This window comes from Nocardia sp. NPDC052566, from assembly GCF_044547285.1.
Lineage (GTDB): Bacteria > Actinomycetota > Actinomycetes > Mycobacteriales > Mycobacteriaceae > Nocardia.
Genome location: NZ_JBIUAF010000007.1, coordinates 424,384 through 445,873 on the forward strand (window position 1 = coordinate 424,384; position 21,490 = coordinate 445,873).

The 21,490-nt window shown below is 67.1% G+C and carries 23 protein-coding genes; 13 read left to right on the forward strand and 10 right to left on the reverse strand.

Translation table 11 applies throughout. The features are described 5' to 3' along the window. The first annotated feature begins 170 nt into the window (after positions 1-170). From ACIG5A_RS36675 to ACIG5A_RS36695, 5 genes are all read left to right on the forward strand, one after another. Positions 171-524, forward strand: a complete 354-nt coding sequence (locus ACIG5A_RS36675) for a YidH family protein (protein WP_397248764.1) — start codon at positions 171-173, stop codon at positions 522-524. Then, the gene (locus ACIG5A_RS36680; protein WP_397248766.1) at positions 521-829 is read left to right on the forward strand and encodes a DUF202 domain-containing protein; all 309 of its coding nucleotides are present in this window, start codon (positions 521-523) and stop codon (positions 827-829) included. The genes ACIG5A_RS36675 and ACIG5A_RS36680 overlap by 4 nt, the downstream gene beginning before the upstream one ends. A 47-nt stretch (positions 830-876) precedes the next feature. Then, positions 877-2,778: an alkyl/aryl-sulfatase gene (locus ACIG5A_RS36685; protein ID WP_397248768.1), complete on the forward strand. Its 1,902-nt coding sequence runs from the start codon at positions 877-879 to the stop codon at positions 2,776-2,778. Between the two features lie 228 nt (positions 2,779-3,006). Next, positions 3,007-3,375 (forward strand): hypothetical protein, encoded by a 369-nt coding sequence (locus ACIG5A_RS36690; protein ID WP_397248770.1) that lies wholly within the window; start codon positions 3,007-3,009, stop codon positions 3,373-3,375. Positions 3,376-3,439: 64 nt separating this feature from the next. After that, a complete protein-coding gene (locus ACIG5A_RS36695; RefSeq protein ID WP_397248772.1) occupies positions 3,440-4,060 on the forward strand; it encodes a hypothetical protein in 621 nt (206 codons plus the stop codon). A gap of 22 nt (positions 4,061-4,082) precedes the next feature. Here ACIG5A_RS36695 and ACIG5A_RS36700 read toward each other — a convergent pair whose 3' ends face one another. The 3 genes from ACIG5A_RS36700 to ACIG5A_RS36710 form a co-directional block, all read right to left on the reverse strand. After that, on the reverse strand, positions 4,083-4,598 hold the full coding sequence (locus ACIG5A_RS36700; RefSeq protein ID WP_397248774.1) for a DUF1990 family protein: 516 nt from the start codon (positions 4,596-4,598) through the stop codon (positions 4,083-4,085). A 130-nt stretch (positions 4,599-4,728) separates the two neighbouring features. Continuing rightward, a complete protein-coding gene (locus ACIG5A_RS36705) occupies positions 4,729-5,247 on the reverse strand; it encodes a M23 family metallopeptidase (RefSeq protein ID WP_397249453.1) in 519 nt (172 codons plus the stop codon). A 147-nt stretch (positions 5,248-5,394) separates the two neighbouring features. Further along, the gene (locus tag ACIG5A_RS36710; RefSeq protein ID WP_397248776.1) at positions 5,395-6,279 is read right to left on the reverse strand and encodes a hypothetical protein; all 885 of its coding nucleotides are present in this window, start codon (positions 6,277-6,279) and stop codon (positions 5,395-5,397) included. A gap of 404 nt (positions 6,280-6,683) precedes the next feature. On the opposite strand from ACIG5A_RS36710, the gene rpsB reads away from it, so the two are divergent. From rpsB to ACIG5A_RS36735, 5 genes are all read left to right on the forward strand, one after another. Continuing rightward, on the forward strand, positions 6,684-7,502 hold the full coding sequence (rpsB, locus tag ACIG5A_RS36715) for a 30S ribosomal protein S2 (RefSeq protein WP_397248778.1): 819 nt from the start codon (positions 6,684-6,686) through the stop codon (positions 7,500-7,502). 97 nt (positions 7,503-7,599) lie between these two features. Further along, the gene (gene tsf, locus ACIG5A_RS36720; protein ID WP_397248780.1) at positions 7,600-8,424 is read left to right on the forward strand and encodes a translation elongation factor Ts; all 825 of its coding nucleotides are present in this window, start codon (positions 7,600-7,602) and stop codon (positions 8,422-8,424) included. 197 nt (positions 8,425-8,621) lie between these two features. Continuing rightward, complete coding sequence (pyrH, locus tag ACIG5A_RS36725; RefSeq protein WP_397248782.1) at positions 8,622-9,350, forward strand: UMP kinase; 729 nt, start codon at positions 8,622-8,624, stop codon at positions 9,348-9,350. Between the two features lie 50 nt (positions 9,351-9,400). Continuing rightward, positions 9,401-9,958 carry a ribosome recycling factor gene (frr, locus tag ACIG5A_RS36730; protein ID WP_397248784.1) on the forward strand — a complete coding sequence of 186 codons (558 nt, stop codon included), beginning with the start codon at positions 9,401-9,403 and terminating at the stop codon, positions 9,956-9,958. 121 nt (positions 9,959-10,079) lie between these two features. Beyond that, positions 10,080-11,057: a phosphatidate cytidylyltransferase gene (locus tag ACIG5A_RS36735; protein WP_397248786.1), complete on the forward strand. Its 978-nt coding sequence runs from the start codon at positions 10,080-10,082 to the stop codon at positions 11,055-11,057. A gap of 46 nt (positions 11,058-11,103) precedes the next feature. Here ACIG5A_RS36735 and ACIG5A_RS36740 read toward each other — a convergent pair whose 3' ends face one another. Continuing rightward, entirely contained in the window at positions 11,104-11,805 is a 702-nt protein-coding gene (locus ACIG5A_RS36740) for an alpha/beta fold hydrolase (RefSeq protein ID WP_397248788.1), read from the reverse strand. 173 nt (positions 11,806-11,978) lie between these two features. Between ACIG5A_RS36740 and ACIG5A_RS36745 the strand changes: the two genes are divergently transcribed. Continuing rightward, the gene (locus ACIG5A_RS36745; protein WP_397248790.1) at positions 11,979-12,881 is read left to right on the forward strand and encodes a cupin domain-containing protein; all 903 of its coding nucleotides are present in this window, start codon (positions 11,979-11,981) and stop codon (positions 12,879-12,881) included. A gap of 9 nt (positions 12,882-12,890) precedes the next feature. Here the strand turns inward: ACIG5A_RS36745 and ACIG5A_RS36750 are convergent, their stop codons facing one another. Continuing rightward, positions 12,891-13,199, reverse strand: a complete 309-nt coding sequence (locus tag ACIG5A_RS36750; protein ID WP_397248792.1) for a lipopolysaccharide assembly LapA domain-containing protein — start codon at positions 13,197-13,199, stop codon at positions 12,891-12,893. Positions 13,200-13,371: 172 nt separating this feature from the next. Between ACIG5A_RS36750 and ACIG5A_RS36755 the strand changes: the two genes are divergently transcribed. Both ACIG5A_RS36755 and rlmN read left to right on the forward strand, forming a co-directional pair. Beyond that, positions 13,372-14,283 (forward strand): FUSC family protein, encoded by a 912-nt coding sequence (locus ACIG5A_RS36755; RefSeq protein WP_397248794.1) that lies wholly within the window; start codon positions 13,372-13,374, stop codon positions 14,281-14,283. Positions 14,284-14,353: 70 nt separating this feature from the next. Next, positions 14,354-15,463 (forward strand): 23S rRNA (adenine(2503)-C(2))-methyltransferase RlmN, encoded by a 1,110-nt coding sequence (rlmN, locus tag ACIG5A_RS36760; protein WP_397248796.1) that lies wholly within the window; start codon positions 14,354-14,356, stop codon positions 15,461-15,463. Positions 15,464-15,485: 22 nt separating this feature from the next. Here the strand turns inward: rlmN and ACIG5A_RS36765 are convergent, their stop codons facing one another. The 5 genes from ACIG5A_RS36765 to ACIG5A_RS36785 all read right to left on the reverse strand — a co-directional run bounded on the left by ACIG5A_RS36765 (position 15,486) and on the right by ACIG5A_RS36785 (position 21,439). Beyond that, positions 15,486-15,875, reverse strand: a complete 390-nt coding sequence (locus tag ACIG5A_RS36765) for a hypothetical protein (protein WP_397248798.1) — start codon at positions 15,873-15,875, stop codon at positions 15,486-15,488. Between the two features lie 21 nt (positions 15,876-15,896). Then, on the reverse strand, positions 15,897-17,459 hold the full coding sequence (locus ACIG5A_RS36770; protein ID WP_397248800.1) for an ATP-binding protein: 1,563 nt from the start codon (positions 17,457-17,459) through the stop codon (positions 15,897-15,899). 432 nt (positions 17,460-17,891) lie between these two features. Then, positions 17,892-19,775, reverse strand: coding sequence for a lytic murein transglycosylase (locus ACIG5A_RS36775; protein WP_397248802.1), 1,884 nt, complete (start codon positions 19,773-19,775; stop codon positions 17,892-17,894). Between the two features lie 336 nt (positions 19,776-20,111). Next, entirely contained in the window at positions 20,112-20,441 is a 330-nt protein-coding gene (locus tag ACIG5A_RS36780) for a DHCW motif cupin fold protein (protein WP_397248804.1), read from the reverse strand. A gap of 68 nt (positions 20,442-20,509) precedes the next feature. Further along, positions 20,510-21,439, reverse strand: coding sequence for a DMT family transporter (locus ACIG5A_RS36785; RefSeq protein WP_397248806.1), 930 nt, complete (start codon positions 21,437-21,439; stop codon positions 20,510-20,512). Positions 21,440-21,490 lie beyond the last annotated feature (51 nt).

Below are 21,490 nucleotides of genomic sequence, written 5' to 3' on the forward strand. Positions count from 1 at the left end.
ATCCGACACTCGTGGCGACGCGTCGCGGGTTCACGGTTCGTGGATTACCCTCTGGGGTCCGGATAGTCTGGCGTAGCGGTTCGTTTGCCTACGACATGAAAACCGGCCAGAGATGGAGTGGTGCCCGTGCGCCTCGCCGAGCAGCAGCGCAGCCCCGCGGCGGTGATGGCGTGACCCATCCCGACGGCGAGCCGCTCGAGGCCGAACTCGACTACCGATTCACCCTCGCCAACGAACGCACCTTCCTGGCCTGGATGCGCACCTCACTCGGCCTGCTCGCCGGTGGCGTCGCGGTGCACACACTGGTGCAGCCGTTCCGGGCGGCCGGATTCCGGCGCGCGCTCGCGCTGAGCTGCATCGTGCTCGCGGTGATCGTCGCGATCGGCGCGTACGGGCATTGGCGGCGGGTGGGTGTCGCGATGCGCCAGGGCAAACCGCTGCCGAACACCATCATGGTGCCGATCCTGTCGGCGGGTATCGCGGTCGTCTCGGTGCTCGCGGCGGTGGCGGTGTTGCTGCGATGACCGCCGCGGGACTGGCCGCCGAACGCACGGCGCTGGCGTGGCGGCGCACCGCGGTGGCCGCGATGATCGTCGGTGCGCTGTTCCTCAACTATGCGGTGACCAGCGGCTGGCGCGGGGCGGCGATCGCACCCGTCGCCGCGGCGGTCACCATGGCCGCCATCGGTGGCCTGTGCTACCTGCGCAACCGCGGCCTGCATCGCGGGCACTACGAACACGGCGCCCGGCTCGTCGCCGCCACCACCGTCGCGGTGGTGGCCGTCGCCGGTGTCGCCACCCTGATCGCCTGCACCGCACCACATCCCTGACCACCGTCGGCCACCGCGATTTCGGCGCACACCACAGGAGGATGAGCATGAGCACAGCGACCGAGCCGAGCGATTTCGTCGCCGCCGAACATCAGCGCGCGCTGGCCGCCCTGCCGCTGGCCGACACCGCCGATCTCGCGGACGCCGACCGCGGTTTCATCGCCGCCCTCGAGCCCGGCGTGGTCACCACCGCCGACGGAACCGTGGTGTGGGACAACGACTCCTACGACTTCCTGCGATCGCCGTGCCCGGCCTCGGTGCATCCGAGCCTGTGGCGGCAGTCGGGGCTGGTGTGCAAACAGGGCCTTTACGAGGTGTGCGACGGGATCTACCAGATCCGCGGGCTCGACCTGTCCAATATGACACTGGTGGAAGGCGATACCGGCGTCCTCGTCATCGACCCGCTGATCTCCGCGGAGACCGCCGCGGCGGGGCTGGCGCTGTATCGCGCCCATCGCGGCGACCGTCCGGTGACCGGGCTCGTCTACACCCATTCGCATGTCGACCATTTCGGCGGCAGCTATGGCGTGATCACACCGGAAGACGTTGCCGCGGGCCGCTGTCCGGTGCTGGCGCCTGCCGGATTCCTGGAGCACGCGGTGGCCGAGAACGTCTACGCGGGCACCGCGATGGCGCGCCGGGCCGGCTACATGTACGGCGCGGTGCTGCCGCGCGGGCCGCTAGGTCAGGTCGGGGCGGGGCTCGGACAGACCACCTCTGTCGGCACGGTCACCCTCATCCCGCCGACCCGCGATATCACCACCACCGGCCAGCAGGAGACCGTCGACGGGGTGCGGATCGTCTTCCAGATCACCCCGGGCACCGAGGCGCCCGCCGAGATGAACTTCTACTTCCCTGATCGCCGCGCGCTCTGCATGGCCGAAAACGCCACGCACACACTGCACAATCTGCTCACGCTGCGCGGAGCGCTGGTGCGCGACCCGCATGTGTGGGCGAAGTACCTCACCGAGGCGATCAATCTGTTCGGCTATGACTCCGACGTGGTGTTCGCCTCGCACCACTGGCCGACCTGGGGGACCGATCGATTGGTGGAATACCTTGCGCTGCAACGTGATCTATACGGATACCTGAACGACCAGACCTTACGGCTGCTGAATCAGGGCTATGTCGGCGCCGAGATCGCCGAGCTGCTCACGGTGCCACCGGCGGTCGAAAACGCTTGGCACACACGCGGTTACTACGGTTCGGTCAGCCACAACGTGAAGGCGATCTACCAGCGCTACCTCGGATGGTTCGACGGTAATCCGGCGCATCTGTGGGAACACCCGCCGGTGGAATCGGCGATGCGGCACGTCGAGTTCATGGGCGGCGCCGACGAGGTGCTGCGCAAGGCGCGGGCCTGCTACGACGCGGGCGACTACCGATGGGTGGCACAGGTGGTGAACTACGTCCTCTTCGCCGATCCCGGAAACGAGGCCGCGAAGGCGTTGCAGGCCAGTACTTTCGAGCAGCTCGGCTATGGCGCGGAGAATGCCACCTGGCGCAATTTCTATCTCAGCGGCGCCTACGAACTGCGCTACGGGCCGTTCGGGACGCCGACCAAACCGTCTTCCCCGACCGTGCTCGCCGCGCTCACCGTCGACCAGATCTTCGACGCCATGGCTTTGCGCGTGGACGGACCGAAGGCGTGGAATCAGCGGGTGCGCGCCGACTGGCACTTCAGCGACGAGAAACGCACGCATCGGCTGGAACTGCGCAACGGCAGGCTCACCCACTACGACCTGCCCGACGGCGCGCGCCTGCCCGAACCCGACGCCATCTTCACCCTGACCAAACCGACGCTGATCCGGGTGCTGCTGACCGGCGACGATTTCGGCGTCGCGGTGGCCGCGGGCGATATCGCCGTCGAGGGCGACATCACCAAGCTGGCCGAATTGATCGGCGTCTTCGATTCCCCCGACCCGGATTTCGCCATCGTCACCCCCTGACGCACGCGTAGCCCGCTCGCCATCGCAAGTTGTCGGTGCCATCGCATAGTCCGGGGCGGCCCGGTCGGACAGACTGCTTCGGCGTACGCGGCCAGGGCGTCCCTCGAGCGCTGGACCCCGATCATTTCGGGGGCGGACAAATTCGTCTGCCGGCACCCTCCGCGCATGGTGGCCGCGCCGTCGAGGAATGACTCGACCGTGGCAAACCTTGCGCGTACGGTCGCGTCCATGTCGATGCCTACCGTGGACAAGTCCATGCCGCTGCGGGAGCGGCTGCGTGCCGCGCTTCCCGTCGCGATCAAGGCGCGCGATCGGGACGCGGTCAAGGCGCTGCGTTCTGCACTGGGTGCCATCGACAATGCCGAGGCGATCGATACCGGCGACGCCGTGCGCGCCGGTGCCATCGAGGCCAGTGCGGCCGGGCTCGGCGCGCAGGAGGCTCGCCGTCGCGACCTCACCGAATCCGATATCGAGGCGATCGTCGCCGCCGAGATCGCCGACCGCAACCTCGCAGCGGCCGACTACGAAGGCCGCGGCCGTTCCGAGTACGCGGCGGCACTGCGTGCCGAGGCGGAAGTGCTGGCCGGGCTGCTCTAGAACGCTGCACCGTCGCTTGGTGAAAGCGCCACTGCCGCTGGGTATTTCCCATTAACTTCGTCATATGGTTTTGCGTTTCGATACCTCGGGGTGGGAGCAGTTGGCGCCGGGCGCTTTTCGAAACGCCGACGGCGATATCGCCGAGGTGCACGGGTTCGGGATTCCGCCCGATCTGCCCGCCGCGCTGGAGGACCTCGACCGCCTGCGGCGGGTGACCGCGGCAAGCACCGCGGCCTCCGGCGGCGGGCTGATCGAGCTCGACGTGGTGGCGATCGACGGGTTGCCCGCGATCGCGCAGATCGTGAAGCTACCCCAGCCGCACAAGGATCACGGCGTGGTCTACCTGTCCGCGTTCACCGTTCCGCGTGCGGATCGCAGCCTGGTGCTGAAGTTCATCTGCGCGGAAACCGGCGTGACGGGCATCAGGGACACCATGGTGTTCGACGTCTTCCTGCGCGATTACGGTCAGGGCCGCCCGATCGAGGAGGTCGTGCGGATGTGGGCGCGGCACCCGTACGCACCGCAGGTCTCCGGTGGCCTGCCGCGCAACTGGTCCGACGACCCCAGTTGGGACGACCAGTTTCCCGACCATCCGCTGTCCCGGGCCCGCCGCCTGCTCACCACGGTGGGCCCCACCGTCGAACTGCATCCGAACTTCAAATCCGCGCCGCCCTGGCGCGGCTGAGCGGGCGGTCCGCGCACCGCGGCTATGCGCGCACGGAGGTCGGAAGTGCGGCGATATAGCGGGCCGCGAAGAGACGCTGAAGGATGTGGACGACGGGCCCGCCGAGGCGGGCGTACCAGCTCGCATTGCGGGAGAACGCGATGATGAGCCCGTACACGGCATCATCGGCCGGATCGTATTCGACGGCGAACAGTTCCTCGCCGGACTCGGGATGACCGGGCAGAGTCCCATAAGCGAATCCCCGCCGGTCGGCTTCCTCTAGCACGTACACCACCCGGCAGGGAGCGGTGATCGCCAACGGCCCGACACCCAGTCGCACCGACAGCCGAGTGCCCGGCTCGGCGGTCGGCGTCTCGGCGTGGTGAAAGATGCCGGTGCCCTTCTGCATTCGATACGCGAGAATCTCCGCTCCCGCATGCTCGAACAGCGCGCGGCCCTGCCCGATGCGACGCCGCAGGCTGAACTGGTGATACCCGGCAGGCAGTTCGCCTCTGGTCGCACCGACCTCGGCATAGGTGAACGGCGGCTCGTTCTGCATACCCCGATCCTCCCTCATACGCCGCTCATGCGATTCGTCTGTGCGCGTGACTTGTCGTCTTCGCGGACCTCATCCTGAGCGCGGAGACGGTGGCGCATGGGTGGGCACCGATGCGGCCATGGATGGGGCTTCAGGTCGGTGGGCGCACCGGTTTCAGGCGCAGTGGTGTCGGATGGAGCAGGCCGAGTGGGTCGAGGTACTCCCGCGCTTGTCGCCCACCGCCTTCGCGACGCAGGCCCCAGTGCAGGCAGGCTGCCGCGGCACAGCCCTCGTGTCCGGCGTCCAGGGTGCCGATCGTCGTCCCACGGGTGACGCGTGTGCCGACCACGAGTTCCGAGCGAACCGGTTCATAGGTGGTGCGCAATCCGCCGGGATGGTCGATGGAGACCACCGGCTTATCCGCCACGGTCCCCACGAATACCACGATCCCGTCTCCCGCCGCGAGCACCGACTGTCCCGGCGTACCGGCCAGATCGACGCCGCGATGCCCCGGCAGCCAGTCGTGCACCGGCCGGTCGAACCGCCGGACCACGGGTGGCCGCGGTTGCAGCGGCCACCCGTACCGGCTACCCGGACTCGCGTCGGCGCTGGGATCGGCCCCGTTGGCCAGCAGTACCGCCAGCCCGAGAACCGTTAACGCCCAACGCATTCGACTCACGTCCATACCTCGCCGACGCTCGGCCGCGGCATGCGCCGTGCGCGCTGGCGCCCGATTCGCACGCTGCGCTCACTCACGTCTGCGCCGCGCTGACGCCCAGCCCCGACCCGCGTCGTGCTCGCCGCGCAGGCGGGCATCTCAGCCCACCCGCAACGGCGTCTGATGCAGCAGCCAGGTCAGAAACGGAAGGGCGCACCCCGAACCCGTGCACGCCCCGATCACGGCTTCCAGCGTTCGCACCACCGACCGCCCACTCCCGGAGCGCCCCATCGGCGCACCCCGGATCTCCGACGGATCCTCCGGTGGTTGATCGAGCGTCGGCCGCGCAGACCTCGCCCGGTCCGTCGTATCCGGTTGTGGCGCTGCGCTGTACTGCGGCAGCATGTCTTGCCGCGGCGCCACTTCTCGCCCCGGCGCCGAGTCCAGCGGCGGAGCTATTTCTTGCCGCGGCATCACCGGCAGCGTCCACGGCCCCGTCGCGAGGACCGGCGGTGCCGTGTCCTGTGGCGGTGCGCTGCCTTGTCGTGATGCCGCATCCTGTGGCGGTGCCGAGTTCTGCCACGGCGCAGCGTTGTTCTGCCACGGCGCCGCGTTCTGTGACGGCGCGAATTCTTGCCGAGGCGGTATCGGCAGCGGCAGCGGTCCAGTCGTCCACGGCCCCATGGCGGGCACCGGCGGCGTCGTGTCCCGCGTAGGCGCGGCGTCTGGCTGTGATGGTGCATCTTGTGGCGGCGCTGCTCCCGGCCGAGGCGGTACGAGCAGTGGCCACGGTCCGGTAGGGGGCACCGGCGGCGCGGTGTTCTCGAAGCGGATCCGCGGCAGCTGCCAGCCGTCCAGCGGCAGCCACGGCTCGTCACCGTCTTCCGGTGCACCCCTCGGTATCGGGAGGGTCAGCGGTCCCCAGTCCTGCGGGGTGAGGGCAAGCGGGTCGGCGGGTGCGGCACCCGCTGACCCCGTCGCGGCCGCACACAGCGCGACCACGAGCGATACGAGCAATTCCAGTGCGGTGTTGGTGCGATTCATGCCTCCAGCTCACCCGGATCGCAGCCCGCCCGGAACCCCATCACCCCCGAATGTGCACAACTTTCGCCACTGTGGACATCCTCCGTTTTACCCATTTGACCAGCCTGGATGCGCCGACCGCCGAGGGCGATTTAGGTCGTAGCGTCCGCAACCCGTAAACTGGTCGAGCGGTCTGTGCCTGGCATGGACCGACTTCGCGCGCCACCCGTGCTTGTTCGCATCGGCGCTGTTCGAATCGAGCTCCTCTTCGAGAATGTGCTCGTTCGATAGTGCCCGCGAAACAGGGAATCGTCGGCTGGTCCTGAATCCTCTCGGTGAGGTCGGGTCCGACGGTTTCGGCGGCGCCAGGGCAGCGGATCGCCGATCTGCTGCGTCAACCGGCAACGAAAGAGGATACGAGGGCTATGGCTGTCGTAACTATGAAGCAGCTGCTCGACAGCGGCGCACACTTCGGACACCAGACCCGGCGCTGGAACCCGAAGATGAAGCGGTTCATCTTCACCGACCGCAACGGCATCTACATCATCGACCTGCAGCAGACGCTGACCTACATCGACAAGGCCTACGAGTTCGTCAAGGAGACCGTTGCCCACGGCGGCACCGTCCTCTTCGTCGGCACCAAGAAGCAGGCCCAGGAGTCGATCGCGGCCGAGGCGACGCGCGTCGGGATGCCCTACGTCAACCAGCGCTGGCTGGGTGGCATGCTCACCAACTTCTCCACCGTGCACAAGCGTCTGCAGCGCCTCAAGGAGCTCGAGGCGATGGAGCAGACCGGTGGCTTCGAGGGGCGCACCAAGAAGGAAATCCTCATGCTGACGCGTGAGATGAACAAGCTCGAGCGCACCCTCGGCGGTATCCGCGATATGGCCAAGGTGCCCTCGGCCATCTGGGTCGTCGACACCAACAAGGAGCACATCGCCGTCGGCGAGGCGCGCAAGCTGAACATCCCGGTCATCGCGATCCTGGACACCAACTGCGACCCCGACCTGGTCGACTACCCGATCCCGGGTAACGACGACGCGATCCGTTCCGCCGCGCTGCTGACCAAGGTCGTCGCGGCCGCCGTCGCCGAGGGCGTGCAGGCGCGTGCCGGCCTGAACTCCAGCGACGACAAGCCGGAAGCCGGCGCGGGCGAGCCCCTCGCCGAGTGGGAGCAGGAACTGCTGGCCGGCGCCACCGCCGAGACCGCGCAGGGCGGCGAGGCTCCGGCCGCCGAGGCCTGAGACTCGTAACCCGCTGTTCCAGCGGTGATCACGCTGAACTGACATCGTGATCACCGCTGCCCAGTACCTACCTCTCTCCGAAGGAGGCTCGCCACCGATGGCGAACTACACCGCTGCCGATGTGAAGCGGCTCCGGGAGCTGACCGGCTCCGGAATGATGGACTGCAAGAACGCGCTGGCCGAGACCGACGGTGATTTCGACAAGGCCGTCGAGATCCTGCGGATCAAGGGCGCGAAGGACGTGGGCAAGCGCGCCGAGCGCACCACGGCCGAGGGCCTGGTCGCCGCCAAGGGCGGCGTCATGGTCGAGATCAACTCCGAGACCGACTTCGTCGCCAAGAACGCGGAGTTCCAGGCGCTGGCCGACCGCATCGTGACCGCCGCGGCGGACGCGAAGCCGGCCGATCTGGACGCGCTCAAGGCGCTCGACCTGGGCGGCGAGACCGTCGACCAGGCCGTGCAGGCGCTCGCCGCGAAGATCGGCGAGAAGCTCGAGCTGCGTCGCGTCGTCTCGCTGGACGGCCCGGTCGCGACCTACCTGCACAAGCGTGCCTCGGATCTGCCGCCTGCCGTCGGCGTGCTGATCGAGTTCACCGGCGAGGGTGACGCGGCGGCCGAGGCCGCGCGTGCCGCCGCCATGCAGGTCGCCGCGCTCAAGGCCAAGTACCTGACCCGCGACGAGGTTCCGGCCGACATCGTGGAGAACGAGCGTCGCATCGCCGAGCAGACCGCTCGCGAAGAGGGCAAGCCCGAGGCCGCCCTCCCGAAGATCACCGAAGGCCGGGTCAACGGCTTCTTCAAGGACGTCGTGCTGCTCGAGCAGTCGTCGGTCACCGATTCGAAGAAGACCGTGAAGGCTCTGCTGGACGAGGCCGGTGTCACCCTGACCCGCTTCGCCCGCTTCGAGGTCGGCGCCAGCTGATCGGCCGACGCCGCCGAAACGGATAGCGCGTGCAAGGCCCCCCGTCCACCGGAAATGCCGGTTGACGGGGGGCCTTTGTATGCCGACCGATCCCGTAGGGCAGGATGGGAGCGCTCCATGTTCATCGAGCGCCTCCGCGTTGCCCTCATTGATCTGCCCTTGCCGAGAAAAGACACCGCCGAAGGAGAACAACACCCATGACGGACCCGGGGATCGACCGCCCAGGATATCGCCGGGTGCTTCTCAAGCTAGGCGGCGAAATGTTCGGCGGCGGTAAGGTCGGGCTCGATCCCGATGTCGTGCAGACCGTCGCCGAGCAGATCGCCGAGGTCGTCGCGACCGGCGTGCAGGTGGCCGTGGTGATCGGCGGCGGCAACTTCTTCCGCGGCGCCGAGCTCGAGGAGCGCGGTATGGAACGCGCACGCTCGGACTACATGGGCATGCTCGGCACCGTGATGAACAGCCTTGCGCTGCAAGACTTCCTGCAGAAGCAGGGTATCGAGACCCGCGTGCAGACCGCCATCACCATGGGTCAGGTCGCCGAACCGTACCTGCCGCTGCGCGCCAAGCGGCACCTGGAGAAGGGCCGCGTGGTCATCTTCGGTGCGGGCATGGGCATGCCGTACTTCTCCACCGACACCACCGCCGCGCAGCGCGCGCTGGAGATCGGTGCCGAGGTGGTGCTGATGGCGAAGGCGGTCGACGGCGTGTTCAACGCCGACCCGCGGATCGACGAGAGCGCGACCATGTACACCGAAATCACCCATAAAGAGGTGATCGAACGCGGACTGAAGGTCGCGGACGCGACGGCTTTCAGCCTGTGTATGGACAACCAGATGCCGATGCTGGTGTTCAATTTGTTGACGAAGGGCAATATCGCCCGGGCGGTCGCCGGTGAGAAGATCGGCACATTGGTTCGGTCCTGACACCGCGACCCGCGGATCATGACGATGACGACGCTGTGGAGGAAACGGTCGTGATTGAAGAAGCGCTCTTCGATGCCGAGGAGAAGATGGAAAAGGCCGTCTCGGTAGCGAAGGATGAACTCGCGAGCATCCGTACCGGCCGGGCGAATCCGGGCATGTTCTCCCGGATCGTCATCGAGTACTACGGTTCGCCGACACCGATCACTCAGCTGTCGAGCATCACGGTGCCCGAGCCGAGGATGGTCGTCATCAAGCCGTACGAGCAGGCGCAGATCGGCCCGATCGAGACCGCGATCCGCAATTCCGATCTCGGGGTCAACCCCACCAACAACGGTGACATCATTCGGATTTCGGTGCCGCAGCTCACCGAGGAACGCCGTAGGGAACTGGTCAAGCAGGCCAAGTCCAAGGGCGAGGACGCGAAGATCGCGATCCGCAATGTGCGCCGCAAGGTGAACGAGGAACTGGCCCGCATCCAGAAGGACGGCGAGGCAGGGGAGGACGAGGTCGGGCGCGCCGAGAAGGAGCTCGACAAGACCACCTCGCGGTATGTCGGCCAGATCGACGACCTGGTCAAGCACAAGGAATCCGAACTGCTCGAGGTGTGACCACGCGTCGTGAACGACGTGCCCGGAGGCGGCAGCTTGCGTCACCACGAAGGGCACCGTGAACGACGCCGTCAGACAGAGCCGAGGCCCCCCGCCCGCGGGGACGAACGGAACGACAAAGTTGAGCGACGGGACAATCGTGGCCGAGAACGCCGCCGCGACCGGGGCGGCAGGAGAGCCGTTGCCGGCAGGCACAGCTGAAGCGACGGGCGGGGCTGCCGACGCCGCGGTGAGAACCGACGCTGCCGCGCCGGAGCCCGCGCCCGCGCCCGCGCCGTCCGGATCGCGGGCGGGCCGCAACCTGCCCGCCGCGCTTGCCGTCGGATTCGGCCTCGGCCTCTCGCTCATCGCGATCCTGCTGTTCGTGCCGAAGGTGTTCATCGGTGTCGTCGCGGCGGCGGTCGCGGTGGCGACCTGGGAGGTCGCCAAGCGGCTGCGCGAGGCCGATGTGCTCGTGCCGCGCATCCCGTTGATCCTCGGCGGCCAGGCGATCTTCTGGCTGGGCTGGCCGTACGGTGCGAGCGGTGTGGCAGGCGCCTTCGCGGCCACCGCGCTCACCTGCATGGTGTGGCGCCTTTTCGATCACGGTCTGCAGGCGGCGCCGCGGAACTTCCTGCGCGACACCGCCATCACCATCTTCACCCTGGCCTGGATCCCGCTGCTCGCGTCCTTCGCGACGCTGCTGCTGCTGGAGCCGGACGGCAATCTGCGGGTGCTGACCTTCATGATCCTGGTGGTCTGCTCCGATGTCGGCGGCTACGTCGCAGGCGTGCTGTTCGGCAAGCATCCGATGGTTCCGTCGATCAGCCCGAAGAAATCCTGGGAGGGTTTCGGCGGCTCCCTGGTGTTCTCGGTCATCGGCGGTCTGCTGACGGTAACCCTGCTGCTGCAGGCCAATTCGATGATCGGTGTGGTGCTCGGCGTCGGCCTCGTGCTGGTGGCCACCGCGGGCGACCTCATCGAATCCCAGGTCAAACGCGATCTCGGCATCAAGGACATGGGCACGCTGCTGCCAGGCCACGGCGGCATCATGGACCGTCTCGACTCGATGCTGCCTTCTGCCTTCGTCGCCTGGCTGGTGCTGAGCACCCTGCTCTGAGCCCGGCAGGCCGGAGCGACCGATCCAGTCTGCCGGGGTCACGAGATCAGTTGCCGGAGACGGCTTCCGCGGCTTCGGCGATCAGGTCGGTCACCGGACCGGGCCGGGAGGCCATCGAGGCGTGGCTCGCGTCGAGTTCGATGATCTTGCGCGGGGTGATGCGCTCGGCCATCCGGCGCTGGTTGTCCGGGGCGATCATGCGATCGTCCGTCGACACCTGGTACCAGCTCGGCTTCGTCCGCCACGCGGGCTCGCCGGTCAGCGGGTCGCCGAAGGTCGAGGCCACCGGCGGCTTCTGGGTGACGGCCATGACCAGCGCTTCGTCCGCGGGCAGGTCATGGGCGAAGCTCTCGTGGAACTTGTCCTGACGGATCCACAGGTAGCCGTCGGAGTCGGGCGCGATATTCGCGCCACCGGCGGCGGGGAAGTCCTGGCTCAACGTGGCGAGGCTGTCGCCGGTATCGGGTGCGAACGCGGCGATGTACACCAGGCCTGCGACATTGGGTGCGGTGCCGGCGGCGCTGATCACGGCGCCGCCGTAGGAGTGTCCGACCAGCAGGACCGGTCCGTCGATCTGATCGATCAGCTGCCTGGTGCGCGCCACGTCATCGGCGAGCGAGGTGAGCGGGTTCTCCACCGCGCGCAGCGCGTCGTAGCCGCGCTTGTTCAACTCGACGATCACCTTCGCCCAGTGAGCGGCATCGCCCCAGAAGCCGTGGACCAGAACGATGGTGGGGTGTGCGGACATGCGAATGTGTTCCTTTCGGAGTGGGGGATCATTCGTCGTTCCACGGAACGCCCGCCGTGATCGCTGTGGAGGCGCCTCGTGATCACCTGCGGGTGATGACCACGGTATGCGGGCGATGGAGCAATAGCTATGCTCCAGAGTCTGAACTTCTTTGCCGATCATCCAGGATGCGCATGTTTCACTACGCCGATGATCTCGACGCGCTGTCGGAGATCTTGGATCACGTTCGATTGCACGGCGATTCCGTGGCACGCTGCGCACCCGCCGAGCCGTTCCGCGTCGAGGTGCCGGACGGGACCAGGCTGCTGCACCTGGTGGAGCGCGGCCCGCTCCGGCTGCGGGTCGGCGACGAGCCCGAAATCGTTCTCGGCACAGGCGATCTGGTACTGCTCGCGACCGGCGCGGCCCATGCGATCTACACCGATGCGCAGGTGCCCGCGCGTCCGCTCGAACCGGCCGACTACTTCCGCGTGGACGCCGAACGGCCCGATCCCACGCCACGCTGGGTGACCGGGACATTCGCGGTTCATCACGAGGTCGCGGGTCCGCTGCTGTCGGTGCTGCCGTCCGCGATCCACCTGACCGCGGCCCCGGACCGGGAATGGCTGGCGTTCAGCCTGATCCAGCTGCTCGGTGAGATCGTCGCCTGCAATCCCGGTGCGGCCGTGATGAACTCGCGGATTCTCGATCTACTGCTGATCCACACCCTGCGCTGGTGGTTCGCGGTCAACGAGGCGCCGCCGAGCTGGTTGACCGCGGCCATGGATCCGGCGCTCGGGCCGGTGCTCGCCGCGATCCACCGCGACCCCGCCGCCGCGTGGACGGTGACCGACCTCGCCGCCGTCGCGCGCATGTCGCGCTCCGCGTTCGCCGAGCGATTCACCCGCCAGCTCGGTAAGGCGCCGGTCGCCTACGCCACCGAGCGCCGTCTCGACCATGCCGCGCACCTGCTGCGCGCCACCGCGGATCCGGTGTCGCGGATCGCGCACCGCGTCGGCTATGCCTCCGACGCCGCGTTCAGCCGGGCCTTCCAGCGTCAGTTCGGCGCGCCGCCACTGCGCTGGCGGCGCGGATAGTTCCGCCGGTCAGACCTTCTTCGCCGCCCTGCGCAGCTGCAGGATGCGGAAGCCGCCGACCAGGGCCATGACCAGCGCGCCCGCGATCGCGGACAGCAGCACCAGGATGCCGATCGGCAGGGAGAAGTCCCAGGCGAACAGGCTGACCTCGGACTGCTCCAGGTTCTGCAGGATGAAGATCAGCACGACGATGCCGAGCACTGCCGCGAAGATGAGCGCACCCCAGAGAAAACCGGCCCGCGTCCGCAGCGCGCGCTTCTCCACCTGCTGCGCGGCAGACGGCTCGACGCCAGGGGTCGATACCGCGTCTGTAGTCATACCCCAATCATTGCCGATTGCTATCACCGATGCATAGATTTCCCTATCGATCGCCGACATGCCGCACTTCGGTGCGAATTCGTGCGACCCGCGCCCCGTGGCGGCGTGATTCGGGTCACTATGAAAGGGAGGGCCCTGCCGGTGGCACCGGTGTACGTCAATGGGGGAAGGTATGTCGAATTCTGGCGCGTTGTCGTTCTGGAGGGGGAGCAGTCGCATCGGCAGCGTGGTACTGCTGTGCGCTCTCGTCTTCGCGATCATTCAATGGTTTCGCGATGCCGAGAATTGGTGGCTGGCCGGACTCGTCGCGGTGTTCGTCGCCGTGCTGCTCTGGTTCGTCGGGCGCAGGTACAAGCGCGCCCACATCGTGGCACTGCGCGAGATGGGCGCGCTCGACCCGGTGCGGGATGTCGAGTTCCATGAGCGCGCGTTCGACACAGCGAGTGCCGCCTTCGGCGCGGGTGATACGCGCACGCTGGTCGCGAAGCTGGGGCTGGTGCGCGCGTATTGGGTTGACGGCCACCGAGAATCCGCGCTGCGGTCGTGCGAGGAACTGTTCCTCGAATGCGTCGAGCACCTCGGATTCGATCATCCGCTGACACGAACGGTCACCGCCCGGCTGGATATGTGCCAGACCGGGGTTCGGCGCCGGGTCACGGTCCAGCCCAGGCCGCGGACCATGTACCTGATGCTGGCGTCGGGGCGTTCGACGCCGTCCTGGCGAGAGCCGGAAGAACTGAAGTCCGCGTTGACGCGGCTGCTGACGGCGGCGCGACTGCAAACGGAGGCATACGAGGCGATGAACGCCCTGCTCGGTCGCATCTCCGAGTCCGGTGTGGACGTCGCGGCGGCGCCGGAGCTCGCCCCGTTCTGGCGCAGGCTCGCCGACCGGCAGCGGCAGACCACCCTCCTCGACGAACGAATTCGCCGGATTCACGACGACGGCATTCGGCAGGGGGCGGCCCAGCGTGTGCTGGAAGCGGTGCGGGAGGTCGATCGGCTCACCGGCGAGATCCTGGCGGACTGTCGAGCGCTGGAGGAGCGGATCGGCTCCGGCGGTTCGGGCTCTCCGGTCGACAGTTGACCGTGTCTCCGGTCACGAACGGCGTCCCGGCGCGGTCATTGTTGGTTGGAGATGGCAAAATGGTCGGGTTATGTCTACCCCTCTGCCGCTCGTTTTCGATGCCCCGCGCCGCGGTATGCCGCCGCGCCATCTCGCCGACCTTGACGCGGACGGGCGGAAGGTGGCGGTCGAGGAGCTCGGACTGCCGAAGTTCCGCGCCGATCAGATCGCGCGGCAGTACTACGGGCGGCTGCAGGCCGATCCGGAGCAGATGACGGATCTACCCGAGTCGGTGCGCGCGAAGATCGGCGAGGCGCTGTTCCCGCCGCTGATGTCGGTGGTCAAGCACGTCGCGTGCGACGGTGGCGAAACGCGAAAGACCCTGTGGCGCGCCGGAGATGGCACGCTGCTCGAGAGCGTGCTCATGCGCTACCCCGACCGTGCCACCCTGTGCATCTCCAGCCAGGCGGGATGCGGCATGGCGTGCCCGTTCTGCGCGACCGGTCAGGGCGGACTGAACCGCAACCTGTCCACCGCCGAGATCGTCGACCAGGTGCGGGCCGCCGCTGCGGCCATGCGCGACGGCGAGGTCGCCGGTGGACCCGGCCGCCTGTCCAACATCGTGTTCATGGGTATGGGTGAGCCGCTGGCCAACTACAAGCGGGTGGTCGCCGCGGTCCGCCGCATCACCTCGCCCGCGCCCGACGGCTTCGGTATCTCCCAGCGCAACGTGGTCGTCTCCACCGTCGGCCTGGCCCCGGCCATCCGCAAACTGGCCGACGAGGACCTTTCGGTCACTCTCGCGGTCTCTCTGCATACTCCCGACGACGAACTCCGCGACACCCTTGTCCCGGTGAACAACCGCTGGCCGGTCGCCGAGGTCCTCGACGCCGCCCGCTACTACGCCGACAAATCCGGCCGTCGCGTCTCGATCGAATACGCTCTCATCCGCGATATCAACGACCAGCCGTGGCGCGCCGACATGCTCGGCCAGAAACTGCACAAAGCCCTCGGCTCCCGCGTCCACGTCAACGTCATCCCGCTGAACCCCACCCCTGGCAGCAAATGGGACGCCAGCCCGAAACCCGTCGAGGCCGAATTCGTCCGCCGCGTCAACGCCCAAGGCGTGCCCTGCACGGTGCGTGACACCCGCGGCCAGGAAATCGCCGCCGCCTGCGGCCAGCTCGCCGCCGAGGGATGAGCTTCTTCGCGGGCCTGACGATCTAACCGCCAGTTGCTTCCCTGACCCGCTTCGCGCCGTCGAAAAGCTCCCGACTGGTCGAGCCCAGCTCTCGGGACAGGTTCGGGATATCCAGCCCGCAGTCCTGACCGAGCAGGTCGTGCCGACTCGCGATCACCCAGGTGATGATCGCCGACTGTGTCGGAATGTCCTTCTCCCGAGCCACCTCTGGCGCCTTGCATACCAGCAGCACCGCCAACGCGTAGCCCTCGTCGGCATAGTCGGTCCCGAGTGTGTCGCCGGTCAGCTTCCACGAGTGGCGCGCCAGCACATCGAGCAGATTCGCGGTGTCTTCGTCCAGACTGGTCGGGTCGGGTCGCGGTGCACCGCCGAGGCCAGGCAGCGTGAGAAAGAGATCCCCCCACATCCTCATCCCGATTCGCCGAGGGAACTCCTAAGCAGGTTGGTCGCGAGGTTGCCATGCCTCGAGTAGATCTGCCGGGGTGAATACGGCGTCGAGGTGTTCGGTTGTCACTCCGGACCGGGTGACAGCGATCAGGGGGATCGGTTTGTCGGTGACGCGATGGCGGTGGCGCTGGAGCGCGGTCAGGTCGTGATTGTCGAAGGGGGAATTTTCCAGCCATTTGATGGATCCGAGGAATGCCAGCTCGTGTGCGATGGGTTCACGGTCGGCGCCGACTATGTCGATTTCCACGTCGTTGCTGCGGGTCCAGTAGCCGCCGATCGCGGAGACCGCCGGGATTCCATGCATGGGCAGTACGCGGGCTAATGCTTCCCGGACGAGCGGTTCCACGGCGCGGCCACGCCAGCTGGTCCACCCACGGTCGATTCGCTCCAGGGTGAGGTCGGGCCGCATGCGGTCCAATTCCGCGAGATATGGGCCGAGAAAGGTCAGCCAGAAGCGGAGATACGGGTCGGTGATCCGGTACCGGCGTTCTTTGGAGGGTGTGAGGCTGATCGGCAGTTCGGCGGCGACGATGCCTTTGTCGGTCAGTAGTTCCGTAGCGCGTGACAGTGTCGAGTGGGCGATGCCTCCGGCCGCCCGGGCAATATTGGTGAACGTGCGTTCGCCGCTGCCGATCGCCGCCAAGACCTGACGGGCTTGGGTTTGGTCTGGGAACTCGGCGGCCAGGGACAGCTGTGCTGAAACAACCAAGGGGCTCACCGGGTCTGCCAGTTCTCGGGTAAGGAATGCCCGAACATCCTCGCCCGCGCGCCAACGCGCGGTGATGACGGGCAGTCCTCCGGTGATCAGCGTGGCGTCGAAGGCGGCTGCTGGCTCCAGGCCGGTCATGGTGGCTACGTCGGCTGGGTTCAGTGGTCCGAGCCGCATTTCGGTGCCGCGTTGGTGGAATGGCCGCCCGTACGAGGTGAGCGCGTGCATCATGGCGAGGTCGGAACCGATGAGGATCAACAGCACCGGTTTACGTGACAGCTCCCGATCCCAGGCTCGCTGCAAAACACTCTCGAACGCACCAGCAGGGTCCATAAGGTACGGCAACTCGTCGAGCACCACCACACTCGGCTGAGCCTCCGGCAGGATGCCGGCGAGCTGTCGGAACGCTGCGGTCCAGTTGCCGGGTATGGCCTCGGCGAAGATGTCGGCATCGGGCAGCGATGAACTACGCACGGCGTCCGTGAACTCGGTGAGCGGATCGGCGCCGAAGCCGATCTCGCTGGTATGAAAGACGTTCGGCACCCGGTTCCGGTCCACGAACTCCTCCACCAGTGCGGACTTACCGATCCTGCGTCGCCCGCGGAGGATGAGGCAACGTCCCGGCCTGGCTGTTCCGATCTCGGCCTGTACTCCGGCCAAGGCGGCCGCAAGGGTACTCAGCTCGCGTTGACGTCCGATGAAGTCGACCAAGCTGTGCCTCCCGAGTCGAGTAGTCGAAGATACTTCCACTGGAGATACTATCGTGCGCGATAGTATCCAATCCGATAGTTTTCCGTCGGCCTGGTCCATCCGCGCATTGGCCGACGAGAAGTTGGCCAAGCGTGGTGGGCACCGTCAAGTCGCCGACGCTCGACCAAGCCGATGGGTTCGGACGCGTTGCTTGTTATCGAGGTGGTGTCCGAATACGGTGACGGCGGACCTGGTGGAGAAGCGTGCCGAGCATGCGCAGCTGGGATTCCGTACTACTGGATCGTGCGTATGGTGCAGGACGATGGTCCGGCGACATCGATAGAGATGCCCAGGCTCGCTGCTGACGGCGCCTATGTTCGGGAGAATATGTCACTGCGGGCTCGGGGTGACGCGGTAGCGGTCGCCGCTGTTGACCCGCTCGATGTGGGCTCGGACCGATTGGGTCGTCGCGCCGCCCGGGGCGTTTGCATCGCGATCTGCCACCGTCCTGGTAATCGCGACGGTTGACGGCTGAGACCGATAGCATCGCCTCGCGACGTCGGAGCTGGTGGCAGGTTGTTTTCAGCGGGCGGGGGATTCCGCTGTCGGAGCCCCGATATTGTCGGCTGACCAGAGTGGGGGTGGGTTGGTTGGAGCTGGTGGGGTGGGGTCCTGGTTGATCGGCTGTTGGGGTGTGGGGCGATCCGGCGTCGTCGGCTGGGGAGATGGGGTCGGCTGGGCCGGGGTGGGTTCTGGTGCCGCGGTGGGGGTTCGGGGTGGCGGTGGTGCGGTCGCCGGAGTTGGTGGAGCTGGAGTCGCCGGTTGCTGGTTGTCGGGTTGCTTCGGCGCGGGCTGATCGGGTGACGGCGGCTCTGGGCGCGAGGTCGGCTGTAGTCGGGCCGATTCTGTTGTTGCGGTGGGTGTTTGGGGAGGCTCGGGTGCGGGCGCTCGGGTGGTCGGAGCAGGGACGATCGGTTCCTGGGTGCTCGGCCGTTGTTGCGTTGGCCGGTCGGGTGGCGGGGGGTTCGGTTGGATCGGGTTGGGTTCTGTTGTCGTGGTGGGGTTTCGGGGTGATGTCGGGGGTGGTGGAGTCGAGGTGGTTGTTTCCTGATCGACTGTAGATTCCGGCAGGGTCCTGCCGGTCGGCGGCGGCGTCGTCGGGCGGGTAGATGTAGTCGGTGTCGGGCTGGGGGTTGTTGTCGTGGTGGGTGTTTGGGTTGTTGTGGGAGTTCGGGTTGTTGTGGGGGTCGGCGAGGTGGGTGGTGGGGTGGTCGACAGTGTTGTTGTCGGTGTTCGTGTGCCGGTCGGATCGGGAGTCACGGTTGGCGGCGCAGTTGGGGTGGTCGGTCGCGGCGGTGTGGGCTGGCCGGGTACGGGGCGGTTCGATCCGGGCAGAGATCCGGGGCAGAAGATGCCGCACGGGATGGGCGCGCGTCCGGGGATGATGATCACCACCTCGATCCGCACGGTGAACGAGTCCGATGGCTCGGCGGGCGTTGCCGGATTCGGCAGCGCGGGTGGTGTTGTCGGGTCCGTAGGTATGGAAGGCGTTGTGGGGGAGGAGGATTGGTCTGTGCCCGGGGCGGGTGGTGGATCGGTGGGGGTGGGCACAATGGTTGTGTCGACCTGGATTTCGCGCGGTGTCGTCCGTGATGGCTTGGTGTTGCCGGGTCCGCCGGGGGTGATGGGGTCGCGGGAACCGGTTACCGGGGTGGGTCGGCCGCCGGTCTTGTAGGCATTGGACAGGCTCAGTACCTGTTTCGCGTAGTCGAGGGAATTGTTGTAGCGCAGTACGGCGCGTAGTTCCTGTTGCTGATCGTGTAGATCCAGGCCGCCGGAGCACAGGTATTTGCCCGCGGCCAGGGCGGCGTCGAAGACGTTGCTCGGGTCGGCGGTACCGTCGACGTTGCCGTCGGAGGCGTACTGGGACCAGGTGGTCGGCAGGAACTGCATCGGTCCGACGGCGCGGACGTAGCTGCCGTCGGAGGCGGCGATGATCTCGTTGCCCGGCAGCGTGCCATCCAGCGCCGGACCGTAGATGACGCCGACGGTGGTGCCGTTGGCGTCGGTGCGCCCGTTGCTCGCGTGATCGGATTCGACCTTGCCGATGCCGGCGAGCAGATGCCAGGTCAGCCCGCAGGTCGGCGTCGAGGACTGTAACGTCAGTTCGGCATTGCGGTAGGCGGCGAGCACGAGCTCCGGAATGCCGAGAGTGCCGCCGCCGGGCAACGAGATATCGTGCAGCGCGACGCTGTCGGCGGTCGGCGCCAGTGCGCTCAACGTCCGTGGTTGTTCGGTGGCGACCGGCAGCAGCCCGATCGTTTGCGTCGCCTTCGGATCGGGCGGATAGTCCAGCGCGATCGCGGCGGGCGACAATTCCTCGGCCGCTCGCATCCGTGTCGTGCCGTCGACATCCGAACCCGACATCATCACGCCGACTGCTATCAACGCTGATGCGGCTGCCATTCCTGAAATTCGCATCGGCATACCAATCCCTCGTCGCCGTAGACCAGCACGCTCCCTCATCGGCGTGCGCGCGGCGGAGCCGAAAACGTTGCGCGGGTGAATAATTCATCCGAAGTCGCGCGATGTGCCGCCGATGTCCGCGTGGACGACTGAATCATGGCACCGATCAGCCGCCCCTAGGCTCCCCACTTCGACTGGGGAGTTCCGCGCGCCAACCTCGGACGGCTCGATTCACGGCCGGTTGTCGGCTCAGGTATCGCCTGTGTTCATGGAGCCAATCATCGCCGTCGCAACGTCCGGATCCAGGTGGAGGCCCACTCAGTGGGCAACGAGGGGTCAGTCCACGATCAAGAGCTTCGCACCGCGCGGTGCGCTCGAGCGGTGCGCTTCGGCGTCGTCGGACACCTGATAGCTGTTGCCCGCGTGAGTGATCACGGTGCGCCCGTCGTCGAGGGTGGTGACGAGTTCGCCTTCGAGGACGAACAGGATGTGGCCTTTGCGGCACCAGTGGTCGGCTTCGTAGCCGACGCTGTAGTCGACCCGGCGAACTCGGATGTCACCGAATGTCAGTGTCCGCCACAGTGCTTCGCCGACGTCGCCGGGGTGGGCCTCCGCCGGGATCGAGGACCAGTCGGTTTCGGTGAACGCGAACCCGTTCATCTTCATGGAAGTCCTCGATTCGTTCTGCCACTGCTCGTGCGAGCCCAGTGTATCGATGACGGCACAGGGACTGATCATTCGATGGGCGAGAGTTGGGCGGCGGGCTTCTTTCGTCGGCCTGCGCGCGTATCTTCCGCTGGTGCGCGCTTGTTCGCCGCGTTGAGCCCGAACGCGCAACCGACGATCACCACCCCGCCGACGATTCCGCTCACCGTCGGTACCTGATGGAAGAACAGGAGCCCGAAGAGCAGGCCCCAAACACATTCCAGGGTCAGCAGATTGCCGCCGTGCACCGGATCCACGTGTTCGAAGCCGTAATTGATCAGGAAGACGTTCAGCACACTCAGTGCCCCGGCGATACCGACCGTGCCCCACAACATCTCCGGCGCCAGGTGTGTCGCGACCCGCGGGATGCCCTGGCCCTGGCACACGGAGATCGCGGCAACGCCCACTGCGCCGGAACCGAGGGTCAGCGCGGTGATCTCGTAGTTGTTCAGTATCCCGCTGTGCCATTCACGGCCGATGTAGCTCAGCGCCATCGCCGTCATGGCGACCAGTGCGAGTAGATCGCCGTGGTTCCACGCGAGCAGGGCGCCACCCGGGTCGGTGCCGAATCCCGACAGGATGGTGACGCCGACGACGGACCCGGACACGTAGGTGACTCGTGCGAGCGTGACGCGCACCCGGCGCAGCAGCAGGCCGAGAACGGCGGCCAACGGTAAGGCGGCGATGAACGACACGTCGGCCACCGTTGTCAGCGTCACGGCCTTCGCGAACAGAGTGGTGCCGATCAGGTAGAGCAGGGTCGTGCGGACGGCGATGACGCCCCACTCCCGCGCTCCGGCGCGCAGCACGACGCGCCAGCGGATCCGGCGGCTGAATACGAGCACGGCGATCAGGAATGCCGCGGCCGAGCGCAGGTAGACCTGTTGGGCGACAGTGAAACCGCTGTCGAGATAGCGCGTGATCACCGTGAGCATGGCGAACGCCACTGTCAGGAGCACCAGCGCCGCGACACCCCGCAGGTCGGTGATCTTGCTACCTCGTACGATTAT

Coding starts and splice junctions, on each gene's coding strand:
- ACIG5A_RS36750 (WP_397248792.1), bottom strand. CDS start 13,199: ATGACTACAGACGCGGTATCGACCCCTGGCGTCGAGCCGTCTGCCGCG.
- ACIG5A_RS36700 (WP_397248774.1), bottom strand. CDS start 4,598: ATGCAGAACGAGCCGCCGTTCACCTATGCCGAGGTCGGTGCGACCAGA.
- ACIG5A_RS36705 (WP_397249453.1), bottom strand. CDS start 5,247: ATGCGTTGGGCGTTAACGGTTCTCGGGCTGGCGGTACTGCTGGCCAAC.
- ACIG5A_RS36745 (WP_397248790.1), top strand. CDS start 11,979: ATGTTTCACTACGCCGATGATCTCGACGCGCTGTCGGAGATCTTGGAT.
- ACIG5A_RS36680 (WP_397248766.1), top strand. CDS start 521: ATGACCGCCGCGGGACTGGCCGCCGAACGCACGGCGCTGGCGTGGCGG.
- ACIG5A_RS36685 (WP_397248768.1), top strand. CDS start 877: ATGAGCACAGCGACCGAGCCGAGCGATTTCGTCGCCGCCGAACATCAG.
- ACIG5A_RS36780 (WP_397248804.1), bottom strand. CDS start 20,441: ATGAAGATGAACGGGTTCGCGTTCACCGAAACCGACTGGTCCTCGATC.
- ACIG5A_RS36755 (WP_397248794.1), top strand. CDS start 13,372: ATGTCGAATTCTGGCGCGTTGTCGTTCTGGAGGGGGAGCAGTCGCATC.
- rlmN (WP_397248796.1), top strand. CDS start 14,354: ATGTCTACCCCTCTGCCGCTCGTTTTCGATGCCCCGCGCCGCGGTATG.
- pyrH (WP_397248782.1), top strand. CDS start 8,622: ATGACGGACCCGGGGATCGACCGCCCAGGATATCGCCGGGTGCTTCTC.
- ACIG5A_RS36690 (WP_397248770.1), top strand. CDS start 3,007: ATGTCGATGCCTACCGTGGACAAGTCCATGCCGCTGCGGGAGCGGCTG.
- ACIG5A_RS36740 (WP_397248788.1), bottom strand. CDS start 11,805: ATGTCCGCACACCCCACCATCGTTCTGGTCCACGGCTTCTGGGGCGAT.
- ACIG5A_RS36710 (WP_397248776.1), bottom strand. CDS start 6,279: ATGAATCGCACCAACACCGCACTGGAATTGCTCGTATCGCTCGTGGTC.
- ACIG5A_RS36765 (WP_397248798.1), bottom strand. CDS start 15,875: ATGAGGATGTGGGGGGATCTCTTTCTCACGCTGCCTGGCCTCGGCGGT.
- ACIG5A_RS36695 (WP_397248772.1), top strand. CDS start 3,440: ATGGTTTTGCGTTTCGATACCTCGGGGTGGGAGCAGTTGGCGCCGGGC.
- rpsB (WP_397248778.1), top strand. CDS start 6,684: ATGGCTGTCGTAACTATGAAGCAGCTGCTCGACAGCGGCGCACACTTC.
- ACIG5A_RS36775 (WP_397248802.1), bottom strand. CDS start 19,775: ATGGCAGCCGCATCAGCGTTGATAGCAGTCGGCGTGATGATGTCGGGT.
- tsf (WP_397248780.1), top strand. CDS start 7,600: ATGGCGAACTACACCGCTGCCGATGTGAAGCGGCTCCGGGAGCTGACC.